General features: G+C 36.4%; 12 protein-coding genes and 1 riboswitch. Of the genes, 2 read left to right on the top strand and 10 right to left on the bottom strand.

The annotated features are described in order from the left end of the window. Nucleotides 1–363: 363 nt before the first annotated feature. The 4 genes from mgtE to hcp form a co-directional block, all read right to left on the bottom strand. Complete coding sequence (gene mgtE / locus PH4a_RS02445) at nucleotides 364–1437, bottom strand: magnesium transporter (protein ID WP_129037502.1); 1074 nt, start codon at nucleotides 1435–1437, stop codon at nucleotides 364–366. A gap of 76 nt (nucleotides 1438–1513) precedes the next feature. Next, a riboswitch (M-box (ykoK) riboswitch) is annotated at nucleotides 1514–1685 on the bottom strand. 204 nt (nucleotides 1686–1889) lie between these two features. After that, nucleotides 1890–2222, bottom strand: coding sequence for a DUF6694 family lipoprotein (locus PH4a_RS02450; protein WP_129037504.1), 333 nt, complete (start codon nucleotides 2220–2222; stop codon nucleotides 1890–1892). A 272-nt stretch (nucleotides 2223–2494) separates the two neighbouring features. After that, nucleotides 2495–3499 (bottom strand): NADH oxidoreductase, encoded by a 1005-nt coding sequence (gene hcr, locus PH4a_RS02455; RefSeq protein WP_129037506.1) that lies wholly within the window; start codon nucleotides 3497–3499, stop codon nucleotides 2495–2497. A 57-nt stretch (nucleotides 3500–3556) separates the two neighbouring features. Then, nucleotides 3557–5209, bottom strand: a complete 1653-nt coding sequence (gene hcp / locus PH4a_RS02460) for a hydroxylamine reductase (RefSeq protein ID WP_129037508.1) — start codon at nucleotides 5207–5209, stop codon at nucleotides 3557–3559. A gap of 495 nt (nucleotides 5210–5704) precedes the next feature. Here hcp and PH4a_RS02465 point away from each other — a divergent pair, with 495 nt between their 5' ends. Next, complete coding sequence (locus tag PH4a_RS02465) at nucleotides 5705–7186, top strand: aldehyde dehydrogenase family protein (protein WP_129037510.1); 1482 nt, start codon at nucleotides 5705–5707, stop codon at nucleotides 7184–7186. Between the two features lie 182 nt (nucleotides 7187–7368). Here PH4a_RS02465 and PH4a_RS02470 read toward each other — a convergent pair whose 3' ends face one another. After that, nucleotides 7369–8769: an alanine/glycine:cation symporter family protein gene (locus PH4a_RS02470; protein ID WP_129037512.1), complete on the bottom strand. Its 1401-nt coding sequence runs from the start codon at nucleotides 8767–8769 to the stop codon at nucleotides 7369–7371. 194 nt (nucleotides 8770–8963) lie between these two features. Between PH4a_RS02470 and clcA the strand changes: the two genes are divergently transcribed. After that, the gene (gene clcA, locus PH4a_RS02475; RefSeq protein WP_129037514.1) at nucleotides 8964–10379 is read left to right on the top strand and encodes a H(+)/Cl(-) exchange transporter ClcA; all 1416 of its coding nucleotides are present in this window, start codon (nucleotides 8964–8966) and stop codon (nucleotides 10377–10379) included. Nucleotides 10380–10485: 106 nt separating this feature from the next. Here the strand turns inward: clcA and tehB are convergent, their stop codons facing one another. The 5 genes from tehB to PH4a_RS02500 all read right to left on the bottom strand — a co-directional run bounded on the left by tehB (nucleotide 10486) and on the right by PH4a_RS02500 (nucleotide 15098). Further along, complete coding sequence (gene tehB, locus PH4a_RS02480) at nucleotides 10486–11340, bottom strand: SAM-dependent methyltransferase TehB (protein ID WP_129037516.1); 855 nt, start codon at nucleotides 11338–11340, stop codon at nucleotides 10486–10488. Nucleotides 11341–11418: 78 nt separating this feature from the next. Continuing rightward, nucleotides 11419–12591 carry an NAD-binding protein gene (locus PH4a_RS02485; protein WP_064720776.1) on the bottom strand — a complete coding sequence of 391 codons (1173 nt, stop codon included), beginning with the start codon at nucleotides 12589–12591 and terminating at the stop codon, nucleotides 11419–11421. Between the two features lie 23 nt (nucleotides 12592–12614). Beyond that, nucleotides 12615–13700 carry a linear amide C-N hydrolase gene (locus PH4a_RS02490; RefSeq protein ID WP_129037518.1) on the bottom strand — a complete coding sequence of 362 codons (1086 nt, stop codon included), beginning with the start codon at nucleotides 13698–13700 and terminating at the stop codon, nucleotides 12615–12617. A 229-nt stretch (nucleotides 13701–13929) separates the two neighbouring features. Continuing rightward, nucleotides 13930–14511, bottom strand: coding sequence for a YceI family protein (locus PH4a_RS02495; protein ID WP_064720778.1), 582 nt, complete (start codon nucleotides 14509–14511; stop codon nucleotides 13930–13932). Nucleotides 14512–14543: 32 nt separating this feature from the next. After that, entirely contained in the window at nucleotides 14544–15098 is a 555-nt protein-coding gene (locus PH4a_RS02500) for a cytochrome b (RefSeq protein WP_129037520.1), read from the bottom strand. Between the last annotated feature and the right edge of the window lie 4 nt (nucleotides 15099–15102).

Raw genomic sequence — 15102 nt, forward strand, 5'->3', positions numbered from 1 at the left:
CAATAAAGAAAAAAATATCAATTCAATAAATAGCGTTTTGATACATTGATATTTGATTATATTTTATTGAAAAGCTTATTTACTTTACTTGCTATATCTTTCATTTAAATAATCACTTCCAGCTCAACATTACAATGTTGCTATAATTTTTTAAACATCGCTTTTATTTATTCTCTTATAAACTCAGCAAGCACTAGCCATAATTATATTAATAAAAAATTTTATTAATTCTGTTTTATCGTTACGCCCCTAAGTTGTTTTATGTTTAAGATGCCACTGCAACTTAAACTGACTAACACACTAAAAAATCGGCGATATAATTAATATCGCCGACTCTATTGAAGTATTCGATTTGTTGCTGCTTTAAGCAAACTCACTCATCACATGCGATGCGATTTCAAAGTAAATAATAAGACCTGTTCCATCAATTAATGTGGCAATGAAAGGTGCTGATACAACGGCAGGGTCAACCCCTAAGCGCTTTAACACCATCGGAATAACCGAAGAAACAACAGCACTCCAAACTGTAATTGAAACTAGAGTTAAACCAACAACAATCATCACTTCCATGCCGACACCCAAGAACCATGCACGCACAAAGCCGGCAATTCCCATCGTTAGTGCGACCATAATTGACGTCGTTATTTCTTTTCTTAATACTGACCAAACATTGCGTAAGCTAACTTCACCTAATGCCATAGCTCGTACTAATGTTGAGGTGATTTGCGTACCACTGTTTCCGCCAGTACCAATTAATAACGGAATAAAAAACGCTAAAGAAATTGCCGCTTCTAGTCTATCTTCAAAAGCATGTAATACTGTGCTGGTATAGGCTTCTGCCACAAATAACATCAATAACCAAACAACACGCTTACGCCATAAAGTCACTGGACTTGTATCTAAATAAGGCTGATCTAATGGCGATGTTGCACCTTGCATTTGAGCATCAAGTGTATTTTCATCTTCAATCAATTCAGCAATATCTTGAGGACGCAATACACCCACTAATTTACCAAAATGCATCACTGGCACACTATCTAAACCACTATGGCTTATTAGCTGATAAACATCGTGTCTATTTTGCTCTGGTGATACTGAAAAAAAAGTTTGACGCATAATATCAGACACAAATAAGTCATTCGCAGCAGTTAGCAATGATTTAACCGGTAAAACCCCATTAAGATAATTATCTTTATCAACCACATAAAGATAAGTTGGGATTAATTCATCTTTTAAATCATTAACAAGCTGCGCTTTTACATTTTCAACAGAGTCTGCAATAGAAACCGCAATATAAGACTGGCTCATATAGGCGCTAACAGTCGTATCGTCTTTTAAACGGTTGTATTGATCTTGTGTTGATTTATTTTGAGGTGTGTTTAAGGATGCATCTGCAACTAATACAGCATCCATTTTATTTTGAGTTGTGAATTTCATTGTTGTGGTTCCCTATTACTGTTTGTGTTTAGCAAATCAGTTCTCCATAGGGGCGAAACCAGAAGCGAGAATGCAAAAGCTATCTACACGTCTCGGTTTTAGCACTATACAACGTATCCAATGAATACAGGAAGTTACATGGGGATATACCTTCGGTCGATATATCCTGTCCTAATCTTGGGCGTCTCTCGACGTCGTCAGATCAGTAACCTATGTTTGTATAGGAGCCTCGCCTAACGAGATACTGCACTTTTCTTGCGAATGCGGCGCGCATTATAACCAGCCACAATATAATGAAAAGCACCATAGCGATTCTGTTTAAGTTCTATTGATAAAATACATGATAAAAACATTCACAATGAAATTGAATAACCAGATATCATTAAAAATAAATATAAAAATACCACGAAGATTAATATCGTGTTTCACTAAATAATCTGTTTATTAATTGATTATTTAAATGCTAATTTTTGTACTTTGATTTGTTCCGCTTGTAAAAATACCTCTTTTACTGTTTTACCATCTAAAGATTGACACATTTTTTGCGTAATAAGATCTGCATTTTTATTACGGCCTGCGACAACAAGATCATTAAAGTTAATATCATTTAGCATTGCTAATTCTAGCGCTTCATCAAAACGCTCTTGTTCATCTAAAGGCAGCGAGTTACGCATTTCAACTATCGATATTCGTAGTGACTCAACGTTAGAGCCATCAAGGGTTTGAGATTTTTCACAGCCAGAAAGCATGACACCAAATAAACAAATAAATAACATTTTTTTCATATATCCCCCCTTTCCCTATCGATATATTAAATCATAGCAGAATGTTTATAAGGAAACTGCCTATAACCTAAAATATATTTTTATATTGTCGTTACTTTCATGCTTTTATTATATTGAATAAATAAACACCAAACCGCTAATATAAAAATACCTCAGTATTGTCCTGATGATATCAACATTTAATTGAGGGAATAGACACAAAAAACCCTGTTAATATATTAACAGGGTAAAAAAGAGAACAAAAAAGAAAGAAGGAAGGCAATAATAGAATATTAAGCGAGCTCAATATCCCCTTTTAAACGACAGCTACAGGCTAAAACATAGCCTTGAGCTATTTCTTCAGGTGTTAATGTACTGGTGCTGGTTACATCATAGTCGCCACTAATAATACGCGTTTTACAACTACCACATACACCTGCACGGCAAGCAGCAAAAACAGGAACACTGTTATCTTCCATCGCCGATAATAACGATACGCCAACAGGTACTTTAATTTGCGATAATGGATGACGAATAGTCATGGTAAGTTGTTCATTGTCATCGACGCAAACAGGTTCGTCACCAAAACGTTCCATAAAGATATTCTCAGCAGGCACACCAAGATTTCTTGCAAAACGTCCGGTATCTTCCATATAACTATTTGGACCACAACACATAACGGTGCGACTCGCAATATCAGGTACTAATGCCGCTAATTTTTCTTGAGAAATACGACCACTAAATAACCCTTTATTATCTGGTAATTTAGGCATCATAATAAAATTGAGATTGTAAGGATAAGCGTTCGCTAATTCCGTCCATTCTTTCTCAAAAATAAACTGACTTTGTTCGCGGATATTAAAAATAACGGTAATATCTGCTTTAGGTTGATTATTTAACAACCAACGTGTCATCGACATAATAGGTGTTACACCACATCCAGCCGCTAACATTAAATAACGCGCACCTTCTTTACCCGCACAAGTGAACTCGCCTTGCGCATCCGATAACCAAAGATAATCGCCTACTTTTACCTTCGAAGTTAACCATCCTGAACCCACACCATTTTCTAAACGACGAACGGTTAAGGTAATAAAAGGACTGAGTCCTGGTGAAGATGAAATGGTATAAGCACGCAATGTTTCATCACTATTATTGATACTCACCAATGCAAATTGACCCGGCTTATAAGAATAAAAGTCATGATTAATTAAATTCAGCGTCCACACTTCAGGAGTTTCCTGATTAATAGAGTGAACTTGCATACGATTAGGACAAAGAGATGTTGGCATCGTCATGGATATTGATTCCTCACCGAAGCCCGTAGGCTTCGGCAATGATGATGAATTAAAACGTTAAGCAGAAAGAATATCTTTAAGATCTTGTTCTGGCGTGGTGATAGAGCGCATACCAAATTTTTCATTTAACACTGCCAACAGATTATCTGTTAAGAACGCAGGTGCAGTTGGCCCGGTATAAATATTTTTGACGCCCAATGAAAGTAGAGTTAACAAAATGACTATCGCTTTTTGTTCAAACCATGACAAAATCAAGGACAGTGGTAAATCATTCACACCACAACCCAGTTTCTCAGCTAAGTGAACCGCTAGCATAATCGCAGAGTAAGCATCGTTACACTGACCCACATCAAGTAAGCGTGGTAAGCCTTCTAATGTGCCAAAATCTAATTTATTGAAACGATATTTACCACACGCTAATGTCATAATTAAACAATCTTGTGGAATTTCTCTTGCTAAGTCAGTGTAATAACTACGTTCACCACGACTACCATCACACCCCCCCACTAAAAATACATGGCGCAGTTTTTTCTGTGATACTAAATCAATCACAGTATCAGCTGCATTTAACAGGGTTTGACGACCAAAACCAACAGTAATTAAGTGTTCAATTTCATCATAAGGGAAACCTTCTAATGACTGAGCTTGTTCAATCATTGCTGAGAAATCATCACCAGTAATGTGTTTCACCCCAGGCCAACCTACAATACTGCGTGTCCAAATACGGTCGCCATAGTTACCAACATTAGGGTCGATAATACAGTTAGAGGTCATCAACACCGGGCCTGGAAATTTAGCGAATTCGACTTGCTGATTTTGCCAGCCACTACCGTAGTTACCCACTAAATGTTTATATTTTTTCAGTTCAGGGTAACCATGAGCTGGCAGCATTTCGCCATGCGTGTAAATATTAATGCCCTTGCCTTCAGTTTGCTCAAGTAACATCTGTAAATCTTTGAGATCATGGCCAGAAATCAGAATAGCTTTACCTGCAACAGGGCGTACATTGACAGTAACCGGCACTGGGTTGCCATAAGCATCAGTTTCCCCTTTATCCAGTATCGCCATTATACGGAAGTTCATTTGGCCAATACCCATCGCATTTTCTAATAATTCATTCATGTCAGCGGGATCAGTACCTAACCACGCCATATAGCGGTGATACTCTGCATAAATTTCATTATCGTACTGACCTAAAACATGTGCGTGCTCCATATAAGCAGCAGCACCTTTTAAACCATAAAGGCAAAGCATACGTAAACCATGAAGATCTTCACCAATTTCAGCTTTATCACCATTAAGAGCAAAACGCTGTGCTTGTTTTTGCAAACTCGCAAGGTCAGTGCCTTCTAATTGAATTTCAGCTCTTGGGTTCGTCACTTGGATCGCTGCATTTTTAGCTAATGTGCGTGCTTTTAAACTTTCACGAAAATAAATCGCTTCTTTGGCATAACCAACAATACGATCAGAATCGAAATTTACGTTAGTTAATGTGGAGAAAAAGGCAAGGGGAGCAAAACTGTCTACATCATGATCAATAATATCCACGCTACGAGCAGCAAGTGCCCATGCAGAAAGGCCTTCTAATACTGCAACCAACAAATCTTGTAAGTCAGATGTTTCGGCTGTTTTACCGCACATACCTTGTGCGTAGGCACAACCATTACCTACAGGGGTTTTCATTGTTTGTTCACATTGCACACAATACATATCGCATTCCTTCTAAATAAGAGATAACGCTTTTTTTTTATAAGTTGCATTTAATATACAACATAAGAATACGCCATTTTTATAAGAGGAGAAGTGCAAAATTAAACAATCTGAACGTTGTTTGATCTAACGCAAATTCTTACCTATTGCTTGATATCGTTTTTTCACACCTCTTGATTTCGCTTAAATCAATCAAGTTTGTAAAACCAAGAAGTGATTTCCATTAACTCATAAGAAGATAAATAGAAAAGAAAAATTAAAGGTTTAGAAAGGGAGAGTGAGCTATTTAATTGAAAATTAGTAATAAAAACACGACTCGAGCTATATCACTTTTTATTATAAAAGTAATTTCGATTATTATTTTTTATAGTTAATATAACCTATTGCATTAATAGCTAATCAAATTACTTCAATTGATATATTTTATTAGCATGAGCATAACAAGATGTATTAAATAAAACTGATGATGCTCACCCCCTACACTGGAGATTAAAAATGATTAAATTAAATAATGTTCCATCACAATTTCGTCCTCTCGAAAGTTACAAAATGTTAATTGGAGGAGAATGGGTATCCAGTACATCGCAAAAAACAACTAAAACCTATAGTCCAGCCACAGGCGAACTTATCAGTGAATATCCATCAGGTAGTGCTGAAGATGTAGAACATGCCGTAAGTGCTGCGCGGAATGCATTCAAAACATGGAGCAAAAGCTCACCAGCAGAACGTCAAGCTCTACTATTAAAAATCGCTGATAGATTAGAACAAGAGCAAGAACGCTTCGCTTGGATTGAATCGCTCGATAATGGTAAACCACTCAATGAGTCGAAAAACATAGATTTACCTGCCTCTATTGACCATTTTCGATATTTTGCAGGCGTGATACGCTCTCATACCGATGAAAGTGCCGTCCTAGACGAAAATACCATTAGCCTTGTTATTCGTGAACCTATTGGTGTTGTCGGACAAATTATTCCGTGGAACTTTCCTTTATTGATGGCAGCATGGAAATTAGCACCCGCTATCGCAGCTGGTGATACGGTTGTTATCAATCCAGCAACATTAACATCGCTTTCATTATTAGAGCTGGGCCGTATTTTAAATGAAATATTACCAGCTGGTGTGATCAATATTGTCACAGGGCGCGGTTCTGTCGTAGGACAAGCTATTTTAGAGCATCAAGATATTGATAAACTGGCATTTACTGGCTCAACCAATGTGGGTTATACCGTTGCTGCTGCTGCTGCAAAAAAAATGGTACCAGTCACACTTGAACTTGGTGGTAAATCAGCCAATATTGTTTTCCCTGATGCCAATATGAAAAAAGCGGTTAAATATTCAGCGCTTGCAATATTAATGAATCAAGGACAAGCCTGTGAATCTGGCTCTCGTTTGTTCTTACATAAAGATATTCATGATGAATTTTTGAAAGCATTAAAAACTGAGTTTGAGAGTATCCGCGTCGGTGATCCTCTTGACCCAAATACACAAATGGGAACTCAAGTTAGCCAAGACCAAATGGATACCATTTTAGGTTATGTTGAGTTAGCTAAAAAAGAAGGCGCTACCGTTTTAACGGGGGGTGAACGTATTACAGGTGAAGGTTATGACGATGGTTTCTTTATTCGTCCAACCATCATTATTAATGCTACCAACCAAATGCGTGTTGCACGTGAAGAAATCTTCGGACCTGTTTTATGTGTTATTCCATTTGATAACGAAGAAGAAGTTATTGATATGGCTAATGACTCTGAATACGGATTAGGTGGTGGTGTGTGGACTCAAGATATCAATCGCGCACTACGAGTTGCTAAAGCAGTAAGAACAGGACGTATGTGGGTTAACACTTATCATGAACTGCCAGCCCATGCTCCATTTGGGGGATATAAAAAATCAGGCTTAGGTCGTGAAACTCATAAAATGATGCTAGATGCTTATAGCCAAGTAAAAAATATCTTTATCAGTATGAAAGAATAATCTATCTCCATTTTAAAATTCTAATAAATATAATATCTATACTCATCTCTTTCGCCTTCTCCCCAGAAGGCTTTTTTTATCTATTTTTTCTGATAAAAATATAAAAAAGTGGTATGCCTTTTTTAATTGACCATACCACTTTCTATTATGTTGTGTTTTAACCTTAATTGAGTAAGAACGATTTACTCCGGTTCAACCTCATTTTTTAGTTTTGAATTTGCATCTTTATTTATTTCTATATCATTAGCATTAACGTCTTTGATATATTCTTTTGTTAACCGATACACTACTGGGCTAAGCAATGCTAACGCAATTAAATTTGGTATAGCCATCATTGCATTTAATGTATCCGCTAATAACCAAACAAACTCTAATGATTGTGTTGCACCAATAGGTAAAGCGATTAACCACGCAATACGAAATGGCAGAATAGCTTTTGGACCAAAGAGATATTGCACACATTTTTCACCGTAAAAACTCCAGCCTAAAATAGTTGTAAATGCAAAAATCGCTAAAGCTATAGCCACAATATAATTACCACCGGGAATAGCGACCGAAAAAGAGGCTGCTGTTAATGTCGCGCCACTTTGTCCTGTTAGCCATTGCCCCGTAATCACAATTGTTAATCCCGTAACGGAACAAACAATAATGGTATCAATAAAAGTCCCCAACATCGCAATCAAACCTTGGCGAATTGGGTTTTGCGTTTTAGCAGTAGCATGAGCGATTGGCGCACTTCCAAGGCCTGCCTCATTAGAGAAAACACCTCTGGCCACACCAAAACGAATTGCAGCCCAAACTGCAGCCCCCGCAAAACCACCTTGCGCAGCAACTGGAGTAAATGCCGATTTTACAATAAGAACAAAAGCATCAGGGATCGCCGTTACATTCATGGCCAACACCACGATACCGGCACCAAAATAGCCTACTGTCATAAAGGGAACTAACTTTCCAGCTACATCAGCAATACGCTTAATTCCACCAATTAATACCGCACCAACTAAAACCACTAATACCGCAGCTGTCACTGTTGTAGAAATACCAAAGTTGCTTTGTAATACATCAGCAACGGAATTCGCTTGTACGGTATTTCCAATACCGAATCCAGCAAAACTACCAAAAACGGCAAATAGCGTACCTAACCATACCCAATTTTTACCTAAACCATTTTTGATGTAATACATTGGACCACCAACATAGTTGCCGTTTTTATCGACTTCACGAAAACGCACAGCTAATACGGCTTCTGAATATTTGGTTGCCATTCCCACTAAAGCAGTCATCCACATCCAAAATAGTGCTCCAGGTCCACCAAGAACAACCGCCGTTGCTACACCAGCGATATTTCCGGTACCTATGGTTGCAGAAAGCGCAGTCATTAAGGCATTAAAAGGAGATATTTGTCCTTCACCTCGTTTGTCATTTTTTTCAAAAAGTAATTTAAACCCTGTTCCTAGCTTTCTAATCGGTAAAAAAGAAAGCCTAATCTGCATAAAAAGCCCAATGCCAAGAATACCAACAAGCATTGGTACTCCCCACACCACGCCATTAATAGCGCTCAACATATCTGTAATAAAATCCATAAGTTACCCTTTTAGTCTAAATGTTATAAAAATATTTCTTTTTTGTTATCAATTAAACTTAAGATGAAAAAAGGGAAATATGCTAGAAAAAATACTGACTTAATCTGAGAATGATTGGGTTATGTGATTAATATCACCTCATTATTAAATTGCGCTATCATTACACTCATCACCAAAACTCATAAAGCCAAATTATGTACAAACGAAAAATTTTAAAACAATCAATAAATACTCAGCGCTTTAATCTACTAAAAAAAGCCAAAGAAACTAATTTGGCACCGATTAAAGTACTTATTCTCTCAGCTATCGTAGGCTCACTGGCTGGATTCGTCGGTGTATTATTTGAAAAAAGTGTGAACTGGGTTATTCATTTAAGACAAGAAGAATTAAAAAGTGCATTTACTAATCCTTATCTATTAGGAATAGCAACTTTGTTGTTTTCTGCAATATTAGCAATGCTAGGTTACTATTTAGTAAAGAAATTCTCACCTGAATCAGGGGGGTCTGGTATTCCTGAAATTGAAGGCGCAATGATAGATGTACGCCCTGTTCGTTGGTGGCGAGTATTACCCGTAAAATTTTTCGCAAGTATTGGCACACTAGGTTCGGGCATGGTATTGGGCCGAGAAGGTCCTACGGTGCAAATAGGTGCTAATATTGGTCAATTTATTAACGATATATCACGTATAAAAGATACCGAATCTCGCCATACTTTACTGGCAACAGGAGCTGCTGCAGGGTTAACAGCTGCATTTAATGCACCACTTGCGGGTATTTTATTTATTATTGAAGAAATGCGTCCTCAGTTTAAATATAGTCTTATCTCAATCAAAGCCGTATTTATTGGCGTTATTATGTCTTGTATTGTATTTCGTCTTTTTAATGGCGAAGGCGGTATAATTCACATAGGACAATTTTCCTCTGCACCTTTAAATACATTATGGCTCTATCTTGTATTAGGCATGTTCTTTGGTTTTATTGGTGTTATTTTCAGCCGATTACTATTTTATGCTCAAGCTCGATTTCAACACTTTTACCAAGATAAAATATCACGATTTGTATTAACCGGTGGGATAATTGGGGGGCTTTGTGGCGTATTAGCTCTTGTTATTCCTGAAATAACAGGTGGTGGTTTTAGTCTTATTCCAGCGCTAAGTGGCGGTCAATATTCACTTGTTGCACTATTAATCTTCTTCGTATTACGTACTATTACATCTATTATTAGTTTTGCTTCTGGAGCACCGGGGGGAATTTTTGCCCCAACATTAGCCTTAGGAACGCTCTTTGGTAGCGCATTCGGATTAACTGCAACTTTACTCTTTCCTGAGTATCAAATTGAAATTGGTACTTTTGCTATCGCCGGTATGGGTGCTTTATTTGCTGCGACAGTAAGAGCACCTCTAACAGGGATCGTATTAGTGCTAGAAATGACCGACAATTATCAGCTTATCTTACCAATGATTATTACCTGCCTTGGTGCAACCATGCTGGCTCAATTACTAGGTGGTCGTCCTATTTATACGGTACTACTTGAAAAGATCTTACAAAAAAATAAAGACTATCAAAATAATGAAGAGTGCGAAAAAGCACCAGCACCGACACAAAAATAAGCGACTCAAACTCTGTATATAACTAAAAAATGCACCCAACACTTATGTGTGGGTGCATTTAATTTTATAAATTAAAACTACAGTAGCTTATTATCTAACCAAGGGGTTATTTTTTACGTGCAATTAAAGTCGCAAAGTTAAGCCCAACACGATCACCATTAGCGTCTGTTTTATGAAGATGCCCTGGGTTTTCATTATATTTAATAATTTCCCAATCCTTATAATAATCGGCTAATTCACCTTGGCATAAAAAGGTTTTAAATGGAATTTCGCTAGGGTCACTATTTGGTGTTTCAACCGGGCAAACAATCACATTAATACCATTGTTATTTGTGCATTCCTGCATATTTCTAATAATAGCTTCGATTCGTTCACGCTGACAAAACATCAATACAACAGTTGAAATAATAATATCGTATTTTTCTGTTAATGAAGCTTCATTAATATCATATAAACCGCTTTTTACTACCAAACCTGTTTTAGCTTTAACGGTTTCTATCGCATCAATATGAGAAGCATTAATATCTAATGCTGTAACATCATAACCTTGAGATGCTAAATAAAAGCTATTACGTCCCCTGCCGGCACCTAAATCTAATACCTTACAAGGCTGCGTAAAAGTAGACATATAACGTACTTCAGAATGCGGTAATGAGAGATCATTTTCTTTAAATAGCTTATCTTCAGGCGCGCATAAAAAAGAAAGTTGGCAACGAACATCATCACTTGCTTTATCAATTTTATGCCATTGTTGAGGTTGAATTAAAGGAGGTTGGTGCTCACTATCGCAATCAACTGATATTTCTGAACCATCATCATTAAACACTACAAATGTCATGGTACCTTGTAATACCTTCATTTGGGCATAAGTGCCTTCTTTCGTATTATGGCGCTCTAACAACATTAACGGTATTGATGTACGAGTCCATTCAGGCATCGTTTTATAACTAACAAGTTCCATAATTCAACCCCACTTAAGATGTATTTTATATGCATCTTATGATAATCATTATCTTTCGTAAAGACGGTTTTATTAAAATTACGATTTTAAATATTTATTTAGCAATAGATCGGTTACATCTGCTGATGATATAGATTCACCACATAAGACTTTCATCATAATTTCTTTTCCTAACGATGCTAAAGAAAATAGCATATCAGGCCGTAACCGACTGATTTTTTCTCTATTTTCATCCTGATTTATAATTGTTATTAATTTTGCATGAACATCAGGACACTCTTGAATCGTTAATAATATAAATGTATTTTCCGCATCACTTTCTGATAACGTGGCAACCCAACTCGCTTTAGCAATATTAGCAGCAAGTAAAGTTTTGGTATTTGTAGGATCACCTTCAATAACGCTCGCTTGCTCATCATAGAATGATGAGCTCTTATCAGAACAAATAGCAATAACAGGCTTGCCCTGTTCTCTTAACCCTTTTTCTAATTGTGAAGCTAATGCTGATGATCCAATAATAATAAAATGATTATGCATCTTAGCGATCCTTTTCTTAACAATATCGCGCGTTCCTCGAGCAAGAAATCCCATTACATAAACGATTGAAGTGGTAAAAACAGTAATACCTAAAATAACAACCGTCAGTGTAAATACTCTAGCATTAGTGCTAAGTGGAACAATATCGCCAAATCCTAGCGTCGTCATACAAACAATAGAAAAATAAAATGCATCCATCAATGTTGTAATATGAGGCTTAAATTCGTTGCCAATATAAAGGCTACCTAGCATTGAGAATAACAGTAAAGAAATAATACAAATAAACGCAACAAAGCCAGCACTAGTTAAACTATGATGGGGAAACGCTCGCCAGCTAATTAATAACCCGACTGCTAATGCTAAAGAGAAATAGGCCTGCAAACCGATTTGCTGATAAACAGCAATATCTAAAAAAATAATGGTCGCCAATAAAATTAAAGATACACACCACGCTATTCTTGCGCCAAGATACATAAATATTGAAAGAAGTATCAAAGCGCAAGCCAGCATCACTTTAGGGATATCAAGTAGTTTTAATACCCCCAAAGATTTTAGCCATTGAGAAAAACCATGTAATTCCCAATCGAGATAAACACCCCGAGCTAACAATATGGAATAAATAATAAATATGCCATTAAAAATAAGTAATAAAGACATCACTTTGCGAGTTAATGTCGATGTTTCTATAAAATGTAATATCTCAGATAATTTCATATTTTAGCTATCATCATGGCTTATTAATCATTCAACGGGATATTATCTAATCCCTTAAATTCAAAAGGTTTCGCTGGTTGAAATTTATCTGTTGCGTTAGCAGAATAAATCACCGACTGTTCCTCTCCTAAAGGTAACATCATCACCTTTCCACTCTCTTTTGAAAAATCAATTTTCTTTAAATCAACCCAAAAGGTATTTGGCGATAAGGCAGATTCAAAGAAATAGAGCTGATTTTTATGGTCAGCCACTGTACGCCAACGAGTTGAGGAAATTTCAGGTGATTCTACTGTGCTCAAACCATAAGGAACAGAAACATTTCTTATTACACCAAAAACACTTGCTAGCGATTTTTGGCTCGATTGCGCTTTAGGAATAGCATTAACATAAAACGAAGCTCGAGCGAAACGATCCGATGCACGATTTGTTCCTGGCAACATTACAGTGCCGCCAATTTGTTGCCAATAGCTATTTAACGCTAATTGTTCTGAAAATATCGGTGAATTTGTCATTACTTGATATTCACGACTATGGTGAATCACTTGTTTACCGTCAATATATTCAATAATAGCGCTATCACCACTCGCATCTGAAAGTGATAAATGTAAAGTCGCCATTCTGTTTTGGTCTGGTAAATTATCGGTAACAACAATAAAAGGCTCATCTTTTAATGTATTAACGGCTTCTTCCACCGTAGCAAAATTATCTAAAACATATTGTGCCCAAGCTGAAATAGAAATAGCGGGTTTATTTTTAGAATAAGTAGGGTATTCAGATTCAGCTAACCACAGTAAATTTGCAACTAAACCTTTTTCATTCATTCCATCTGTCGTTGATATATCAAAACCAGAAGCAATTACGCTGCCGTATTTTGACACCCACTTAACAGAGTTATCTCCAACTTCACCTGAACGTTCCATTCCTTGAGGAAATATCCATAAATTAGTACCGATCTCATATTTCCAATCCATTGAACGAGCTGTGATAATTTGATTATTATCACCGAGATAAACTACTCGAGTACAAGCATCAGCTTGTTGTGCACTACTAAGAAAAAAGCTAGAAATAAGCAATGTACTCAAAAAAGTATGTCGTAATTTCTTCATCATAAACTCTTTTTATTAAATAAATGGATTGGATTGATAACGATTTTCTCTGTTTTATCCCTTTTCATTCCACTTAAAAAGATAGAAATACTCATAATACGTATTTTACATCTTTATAAGATAAGAAATATCACCTAAGTATAAGACAATTAGTCTATTTTGCGCATAAAAAAACCGATGCTAATAGGCATCGGTTTATAAATCATGTAGGGAATTAGTCTAAAATGAAAAACTAATTAGCCTTTTTTACACCTTCAACAGAAATAATTAATTCTGCTTCTTGAGACTTAGGGCCTAAGTCTGATTTAAAATTAAACTCCTTTAAATTCACTTTACCCGTTGCTTCAAAACCAGCGCGATAGCCTTTCCAAGGGTCAGTTCCTTCACCAATTAATTTTGCATTTAATGAAATTGGTTTAGTCACACCATTTAATGTTAAATCGCCAGTAACAACATAATTCTCACCATTACGAGAAACATTTGTTGAAACAAATTTAGCTTCAGGATATTTGCTCGTATTAAAGAAATCAGCACTACGTAAATGTTTATCACGTTCTGCGTGATTAGTATCTAAGCTACCGGTTTTAATAACAACATCAACTTTATCTTTAGACGGATCTTCTTTGTCATAGCTAAATGTGCCGTCAAAATCTTTAAATGTGCCATATAACCAGCTATAACCTAAATGCTGAATACGAAACTGAACAAAAGCATGTTGACCTTGTTTATCAATTTCATAGTCGGCAGCTAACGCTGAACTTGCATTAAATAACAATGCGCTCGCAGTTAAACCTAATAGTGCTTTCTTAAACATTCTTCTCTCCATAATATGTAGTTATAAATTAATTATTTATTTCGTATTCCTAACATTCTTTTTAACGTTACATCTTTATCTACAAAATGATGTTTCAGCGCACCAGCGGCGTGTAATAGCGATAATAAAACAACCGCCCAAGCTAAATAAAGATGAACATCACCCGCTAAATCAGCTTGCTCTCCCTGCCCCATAAAAATAGCAGGAACAGAAAACCAATCAAATACTGATATAGCTTGACCATCAGCAGTTGAAATTAAATAACCACTAATAACAATTGAAAATAAAATTAAATATAAAAGCATATGGGCAATATGCGCACTTATACGAGTCAATTTACTATAACTAGATAAAGCCTTTGGTGGTGGAGAAACCCAGCGCCACACAGCTCGGATAATTAGGATAATAAATAAAATAATACCAATACTTTTATGTATTTCCGGTGCTGAATGATACCAACTATCGTAATAACCTAGTGTTACCATCCATAAACCAAGGGCAAACATGCCATAGACCGTTAGCGCCGTCCCCCAGTGTAAAAGGAGCGACAAGTGCCCATAGCGATTAGTGGTATTTCGCCATTGCATAATA

This window comes from Proteus hauseri (assembly GCF_004116975.1).
GTDB classification, from domain to species: Bacteria; Pseudomonadota; Gammaproteobacteria; order Enterobacterales; family Enterobacteriaceae; genus Proteus; species Proteus hauseri.

Excerpts from the sequence above, each read along its gene's own strand:
- mgtE (WP_129037502.1), bottom strand. The coding sequence starts at position 1,437 with ATGAAATTCACAACTCAAAATAAAATGGATGCTGTATTAGTTGCAGAT.
- PH4a_RS02490 (WP_129037518.1), bottom strand. The coding sequence starts at position 13,700 with ATGATGAAGAAATTACGACATACTTTTTTGAGTACATTGCTTATTTCT.
- hcr (WP_129037506.1), bottom strand. The coding sequence starts at position 3,499 with ATGACGATGCCAACATCTCTTTGTCCTAATCGTATGCAAGTTCACTCT.
- PH4a_RS02465 (WP_129037510.1), top strand. The coding sequence starts at position 5,705 with ATGATTAAATTAAATAATGTTCCATCACAATTTCGTCCTCTCGAAAGT.
- PH4a_RS02495 (WP_064720778.1), bottom strand. The coding sequence starts at position 14,511 with ATGTTTAAGAAAGCACTATTAGGTTTAACTGCGAGCGCATTGTTATTT.
- PH4a_RS02500 (WP_129037520.1), bottom strand. The coding sequence starts at position 15,098 with ATGCAATGGCGAAATACCACTAATCGCTATGGGCACTTGTCGCTCCTT.
- clcA (WP_129037514.1), top strand. The coding sequence starts at position 8,964 with ATGTACAAACGAAAAATTTTAAAACAATCAATAAATACTCAGCGCTTT.
- tehB (WP_129037516.1), bottom strand. The coding sequence starts at position 11,340 with ATGGAACTTGTTAGTTATAAAACGATGCCTGAATGGACTCGTACATCA.
- PH4a_RS02470 (WP_129037512.1), bottom strand. The coding sequence starts at position 8,769 with ATGGATTTTATTACAGATATGTTGAGCGCTATTAATGGCGTGGTGTGG.
- hcp (WP_129037508.1), bottom strand. The coding sequence starts at position 5,209 with ATGTATTGTGTGCAATGTGAACAAACAATGAAAACCCCTGTAGGTAAT.
- PH4a_RS02450 (WP_129037504.1), bottom strand. The coding sequence starts at position 2,222 with ATGAAAAAAATGTTATTTATTTGTTTATTTGGTGTCATGCTTTCTGGC.
- PH4a_RS02485 (WP_064720776.1), bottom strand. The coding sequence starts at position 12,591 with ATGAAATTATCTGAGATATTACATTTTATAGAAACATCGACATTAACT.